This is a genomic window from Gemella sp. 27098_8_149, assembly GCF_041433745.1.
Taxonomy (GTDB): Bacteria; Bacillota; Bacilli; order Staphylococcales; family Gemellaceae; genus Gemella.
Window position 1 is genome coordinate 1 of record NZ_JAPWCB010000032.1, and the last position, 6,274, is coordinate 6,274.

The window sequence follows — 6,274 nt, forward strand, 5'->3', positions numbered from 1 at the left end:
AATTTTATATCTGTAACAGTTGTTAATATTAGCTCAGCAATCTTTAAATACTATTATATCAATGTTTATGAGGATTTAGCCTTCAAAAGGTAGAGCGGAAGCTAGAGTAATTAATAAGTTAATTCAGCAATCTTATCTAAATAAATGCTGACTGCTTCTAGCTTTCTTTGAGGTGCTAACTCTGCGTAAGTATCCATAGTAGTTGACATTGACTTATGCCCCATTGTACCTACATTAAGCAACATTGAATCATGAGTGTGTCGAAACAAATGGAATCCATAATCTGGTGATTCTAGACTTACTAATTGAAAATGATAAAATAAGAATGTACAGTTTTGATAAAATGAAAATGTACAAATAGGTTATAATAGCGCATATTATCAGTTTCACTACCAGATTTGGCACAGCATTTATTCGACAAACCTCATTGAGTCTCTTAATAAAGAAATCAAACGTCAAACGAAAAAGAAGTTTTTTCCTAACGAGGAGTCTCCGGAACGTTACTTAGTTACTTTGTTTGAAGATTATAATTTCAAGCAAAGTCAACGAATCCATAAAGGGGGTGACCAATGTTATGACACACTCGAAAGCTTATTTGATTAATACTCCGTAACTCTACTTGAGTATTTACACATACTTATTGACAGTATCAACATGATACGAGTAGGTATTTCTTATGAGTAAATTTCATCAAAAAATTTCATAGATAAGTCCTATATATAATCATGGTAAAGTAGTAAAAATAGTTATTATCCTAGTTGATTAAAAAACTCTCTGATTTCCTCATCTTTTATAAAATAATATATAATTTTCCCCTCTCTTCTAGTGTCCAAGATGTTTTCATTAGCTAGTTTACGAAGATGGTGGGATGCAGATGCCATACTGAGATCTAGTAAACAGGCTATATCACAGACACAGAGTTCTTCAACAGCAAGGAGATAAAAGATGATATTTATCTGTTTATTATCGGTAAACTTTGTTAAAATGCGAAGTGATTTTTGAACTTTTTCCTTTTCAAGGTAGTTCATTGCGGTTGTAACATTTTGTTGATTTATAATATTCACTTGGCAGATACTATCTTTTTTCATAATATTTTCTCCTATCCTAACATAGTCCATAGCATGTTAAAAATGTTATTTTCAATCAGGATATATATCCCCAATCCTAAATAAACAACGGCAATAAACCATCTGCTATATTTTTCCAAAGTTTCTCCAACAGATGGGACTTGTGCCAATTTTTGGGCAGAAAAAACCAAGAGATAAATCATGACTAGAAATGTAAGTAAAGCCACTATCAAATCCGCTAAATTTAATGTAATAAAATATGGGACAAAGATACCAATATTGTCGGCACCACAACTTGCAAAAGTAATCATAGCGACTAGAAAAATCAAGTTTTTATTATCTTTGCGCAACCCTTCTTTGGCAATAGCTTCTCCATCAGAATCTCCTAAAAATAAAACTTTGAGACCTAAGAAAATTGGAATCAAACCGAGCAAACCTAAAATCTCTTTACTAGGAATATAATGTAAGACAAACGCAAAAAGCAAACTTAGCAATATTAGACTAACAGAGCCTAGAAATTGTCCTAAATAGATGTTAATGATGTCTTTTCTGCTTTTTCTTTTGGCAAAAAATAACATTAGGATAATAAGTAAGTCTACGGCTGTCCCAGAATACAGAATTATTGAAGTAACAATATTTTGAATCATAAAACACCTCATTCAAATTTATTTTTGAATATATTCTAACATTAAACTTTATAGATGTCAACTTCAATTCCACCAAAATATAGATAAGAAGTTAGTGTATCAAATATTAAAAAGCCCTGCCATCGAAATGATAGCAGGGCTTAACTTCAATATCCAACTGATATATTTATCTAAAAAAGGTAGAATTTTTATTGATTTATAGTACGATGTAATAAGTTTCAAAAAATCAAAAATCATTTAAAATCAATATCTTGACGTCTATTGACGTGTACTGAAGCCCTTACTTAAACTCTAAAAAATAACAAATAACACATCTTCTAAAACTATTAAAATTATTGTTTTACAATATTCATTATTAACTTCCTTCAGATTGTATAATTGTTGATTTTAATATTAAATAATTGTAAAATATATTGGTACAAATAAATAATAAAATAATTACAAAGGAGTTTTCTATGGAAATACTAACTACCCTAGGTATATTTGTCATAATTGTAATACTTGGTTCATTTTTAAATAATCTTTTTCCACGTATTCCAGCAGCTTTATTCCAAATAATACTTGGTGCTGCGGTAACATTTATTCCTAATCTCCCACTTCATTTTGAATTTGAATCAGAAATGTTTATGATGTTAATTATCGCACCCTTACTATTTACCGACGGTTTCAACGCATCCTTAAAGAATATCTGGTTATACAAACGACCAATAATATATATGGCAATATTTTTAGTTCTTATGACGGTAATTGTTGTTGGTAGCATAATTCATTTATTACTTCCAATGATTCCATGGGCAGCATGTTTTGTTTTAGCCGCTATCCTATCACCTACAGATGCTGTTGCTGTTAAATCAATAACTAAAGGAATGAAATTACCTAAAGGCCTTATGGCTATATTAGAAGGGGAATCTCTTCTTAATGATGCATCTGGTCTTGTGTCATTTAATATAGCTCTAGCCGCTGTTCTTACTAATACATTTTCTGTTACAAATGCTAGCTATAAATTTTTAGTAGTTGCAGGAGGTGGAGCAATTTTTGGACTTATTATTGGTATAGCATTCTCTTATATTAAGTTTACATTCTTAACAAAGTTTGCTGATGAATCTAATATTTTAGTTATTTTTCAATTAATAACACCAGTTATAGTATTCTATCTAGCAGAGCATATCGGTGTCTCTGGTATCGTTGCTGTCGTAATTACAGCTCTAGTTTACAACTACCAGAGAAAACTTCACTTACTCACTATTGTAAGTAGTGATGCTGCAGTAACTATAGATAGTACTCAACAAATAGCAAGTTATGTACTAAATGGTTTCGTATTTACATTTTTAGGATATTTACTCCCAGAGATATATCATACAATGTTTAACAACAGAGAAATTGATATTGTCTATGGTTTTATTATCTCTTTAGTAATCGTTTTAGGTTTAATGATTGTTAGATTAGGTTTCGTATATTTTTACTACATATCATTCCAACCTCATCTTTTTACTACTGCTAGAAAAACAGCAAAAATGATATTAAATAGAAAATTCGACAAAGGTGACTATTCTAGATTTAGCTACTCTTTAATTGCTAGTTTATGTGGTATTCATGGTACAGTAACACTTGCTACAGCCCTTATGATTCCAGTTGTAACGGCTACTGGGGATAACTTCCCACTTAGAAATACCATCCTTTTCATTGCGAGTAATGTTGTGTTACTAAGTATTGTTATTGGTACAATCGCCCTTCCACTTGTTGTTAAAGGAGAAGATGAAGAAAAAGAATATACTCAGTACTCTCTTCGTGAAAAAATCTTAGAAGGAACACTTGAAGAACTAAAAGAACGTGATATTTCTAAAAAATCTATCGAAGAAAAAGTTGCTTATGCTTTTGAAATAAAAAGTTTACATGAAATGAAAGCATACTTTAGAAACATGCACACTGGAAGATTTAAAAATGCTAGTGAAGCACTAGCATTACACAAAAAAATAATGAAAGCACAAGACAAAGCTCTTCCTGAAATACTTAAGGACAATCCTAACATCGAGCAAATATTGGAAATTTCTAAAATCATGCAACTTAGAAAATCTTTCTTATTTACTTATTCAATACCAAAAAGTTTACTTCTTAATTTGAGAATATATATAAAAGAATCTAGTCTAAAACGTCGTTTAACTCGTCATTTTGTAGCTAAAGATCTAACTCCAGAATTTTATGAGAAACTTAAAGAAAAAGTTCCAAAAAGAAGAAAAGTTAACTTCGTCAATAAATTAGATGAAATTAAACAAAGAGCCGAAGCTTCTTCTAGTCAAATTCAGGCTATCATTGATTGTTCGCCTACAGTAAGAAAAGTACTTCTTGAGACGGCCTATAAGGTTATTGATGAAAAGTGTTCAGATGAAAATACTGCAGAATTCGTTAAAGATGTATATAAATACTACTCATTCACCTTATTTGAAGTATTTTTAGAAGATATCGATTTTGAAGAAGAACTTAAAGAACTTCAAATGGAAGCAGTTCGACTTTTAAAATATAGAATATTAACGATGAGAAAATTGAATTATATTTCTCTAGAAGATTCTTATACTGCTCTTCGTGACTTAAACTTCAGTGAATCTATGATTTTCCCTCGTGAAACTGAAGAGGAATAAAATATAAAAAAGCTGACCTCAAGTTAGATTATTATCTAAACTCTGAGGTCAGTTTTATTTTATGCTATTTTTTAAATTCTACTACAAAATCATATCCATGTTCTGTTTTTGCTCCGAAGTAGGCATCTATTACGTTATATCCTCGTTTTTCTACTTTAGCAATTTTTGCTTGTATAGCAGCTTTTACTTGTTCTACAGTTGCATCTTTAGGAAGTTTTATAGTAGTATCTCCATCCACATCTAATGCTCCAGCTATTCCTGGTAAAGTTTTTAAATTGAAATAAACATTTACATCTACAGTTTCTTTTTGCTCTGCTGATCTTTTTGCTCTATTTTGAACTAACGGTGCTTTTCTAAAACCTGTATTATTAGCTGATGTAGATTTAGATTCTTTTGTGAATTCTACAACATAATCATAGCTATCTCCACCTTCAACGATTTGATCTAAGTCAGTAGTTGAAACAACTTTAAAACCTTGTTTTTTCAATTTTTCTATTTGTGCTTTTGTTTTTTCTTCAATAGCTTTCTTAATTTCTTCTTTTGTAGCATTTCCAGATAAAGTTAACATATTGTTTTCTCCTACTTCACCTAATGCTCCGGCTATATCTTTTAGATTTGTTAGATTGTAATAGATATTTATTTGTTTTGTTTTATTTGATAAATCTCTTTTTACAACTTTTTTAGCTCTTACTTGAACTTCTGGTGCAATTCTGAAGCCTGTAGTTCCTGTTTTCTCTTTAATGAAAGTAACTACATAATTAAAGTTCTTCACAATAGTATCTTGCTCGAATACTATTTCTTCTTTTACTTTATATCCATGTTTAGCTAATTCTTGAGCCTTAGCTTGAATTTTTGCTTTAACTAATCCTTTCACTTCATCTTCAGTTGCTGAATTTGGAATAGCTACTGTATTATTTTCTCCTGGATCAGATAAAAATCCATTGATATCTGGCATTCCATCATAATTATAACTTATATTTACCGTACCGTCTGGTTGATTTGCCGCACGTGCTACTCTTCTTGCTCTAACTTGAACTTCAGGAGCATTTCTAAAACTAGAAGTTCCTTCAGAAGTTGAAGCAGGTTGTGTTGGTGCTGTTGATGTAGTTGATCTTTCAGTAGTAGGCTGTGTCGGCGTTGGTGTAGCTTCTCCTGATCCATGACCTATTGCTGTACTTCCATTATCAATAGTAGTTCCTTCGTTACGACCATTTGTTAAATTATCTTTATTATAATTTGGTGCCGGTAATTCTTCACCTGGAACATTAATCTCATCAATCTTAGTTTGATATTCATCTGCAGCATCTACTGCTGCATCGTGATCTTTAGCATTATTTATCGCTTCTAATCCTGCTTCTTTTAATTCTTTTAATTTAGCTTCTAATTTAGCTTTTTCTGCTTCATCTTTAACTTTTTCAATTTCACTAAGTTTTGAAGCCGCAATTTTTTCAATAACATCTTTTCCATCTTTTTTTGCTTCCTCAAGTTTTTCATCTTTAGGTGCTACTTCTTTAGACGGACTATCTTCTTTTGGAGCTGCTGGTTCTTCCGCTTTTGGCGCTGGAGCTGCTGGTTCTTCCGCTTTTGGCGCTGGGGCCGCTGGTTCCTCCGCTTTCGGTGCTGGAGTTGCTGGCTCTTCTGCTTTTGGTGCTGGAGCTGCTGGCTCTTCCACTTTTGGTGCTGGAGCTGCTGGTTCCTCTGCTTTTGGCGCTGGTGTCGCTGGCTCTTCTGCTTTCGGTGCTGGAACTGATGGTTCCTCTGCTTTCGGTGCTGGAACTGATGGTTCCTCTGCTTTTGGCGCTGGCGTTGCTGGCTCTTCTGCTTTTGGTGCTGGCGCTGCGGGTTCCTCTGCTTTTGGTGCTGGCGCTGCGGGTTCCTCTGCTTTTGGCGCTGGCGCTGCGGGTTCCTCTGCTTTTGGCGCTGG

The 6,274-nt window shown here is 32.7% G+C and carries 4 protein-coding genes and 2 pseudogenes; 2 read left to right on the top strand and 4 right to left on the bottom strand.

The window, feature by feature from the left end; all coding sequences use genetic code 11:
• Positions 1–110 precede the first annotated feature (110 nt).
• Positions 111–245 carry a hypothetical protein gene (locus O3801_RS08425; RefSeq protein WP_371454666.1) on the bottom strand — a complete coding sequence of 45 codons (135 nt, stop codon included), beginning with the start codon at positions 243–245 and terminating at the stop codon, positions 111–113.
• Positions 246–375: 130 nt separating this feature from the next.
• Here O3801_RS08425 and O3801_RS08430 point away from each other — a divergent pair.
• A pseudogene (locus tag O3801_RS08430) lies at positions 376–603 on the top strand (transposase); the annotation flags it as partial.
• A 146-nt stretch (positions 604–749) separates the two neighbouring features.
• On the opposite strand, the gene cadX reads toward O3801_RS08430, so the two are convergent.
• Both cadX and O3801_RS08440 read right to left on the bottom strand, forming a co-directional pair.
• Positions 750–1,088: a Cd(II)/Zn(II)-sensing metalloregulatory transcriptional regulator CadX gene (gene cadX, locus O3801_RS08435; protein ID WP_294683810.1), complete on the bottom strand. Its 339-nt coding sequence runs from the start codon at positions 1,086–1,088 to the stop codon at positions 750–752.
• Positions 1,089–1,099: 11 nt separating this feature from the next.
• Entirely contained in the window at positions 1,100–1,714 is a 615-nt protein-coding gene (locus tag O3801_RS08440) for a CadD family cadmium resistance transporter (RefSeq protein ID WP_371454667.1), read from the bottom strand.
• Positions 1,715–2,169: 455 nt separating this feature from the next.
• Between O3801_RS08440 and O3801_RS08445 the strand changes: the two genes are divergently transcribed.
• Positions 2,170–4,350, top strand: coding sequence for a cation:proton antiporter (locus O3801_RS08445; RefSeq protein WP_371454668.1), 2,181 nt, complete (start codon positions 2,170–2,172; stop codon positions 4,348–4,350).
• Positions 4,351–4,414: 64 nt separating this feature from the next.
• On the opposite strand, the pseudogene O3801_RS08450 reads toward O3801_RS08445, so the two are convergent.
• Positions 4,415–6,274: pseudogene (locus tag O3801_RS08450) on the bottom strand (hypothetical protein); the annotation flags it as partial.